General features: G+C 62.5%; 1 pseudogene. It reads right to left on the bottom strand.

The features are described from left to right. Positions 1-590: pseudogene (locus tag ACYVH9_RS31635) on the bottom strand (hypothetical protein); the annotation flags it as partial.

Genomic DNA, 590 nt, shown 5'->3' with positions numbered 1-590 from the left:
GTGCGGTTACCCGCATCGAAGCTCAGTCCACTGGGCAGTCCCGTCAGCGAGTAGGTCAGCGGATCGTTGTTGGCATCGGTAAACACGGGCAGTGTTTGGCTGAAGGCCGAGTTGACCGTGGCCGTCAGTGCCGACACCGTGGGGGCCACCGGGGGCTGGTTGGTGGGGACTCCTGTTCCCTGACAAGTCAGGGTTTTGGGCGACCACAGCAACACATAGGTGGAACCCTGCACCCGCCCCCAGATGGTTTGCTGCTGGTTGGTCTTGATGCTCTCGGGCACCGTCAAGCGGTAGGCATGAGCTCCGTTGCCTTTGCCGGCGGTTTGCAAATCGGGGCGGTAGATGTCCGCCAGGGCAGAGCCAAAGACCGTGGCACTGCTCAGGGGTGGGTTGCTGCCGGTGGCAGCCAGGAACTCGATGGTGATGGGGGTGTTGGGTTTGTCGGCATCCCAGACCCAGCCTGAAATCGTAGTGCAGTTGACCCCATCGAGGTAGCCTTCAAAGCTGCCCGTCACCACAGGACCGCCACTGGTACCGACCGTCAACAGGACGGTGGTGGACACGGGGGCACTCTTGCCATCGGTGGCTGC

The organism is Larkinella harenae, from assembly GCF_054780515.1.
The sequence above is the reverse complement of the archived record's forward strand: the minus strand, read 5'-3'. Positions and strand labels throughout refer to the sequence as shown.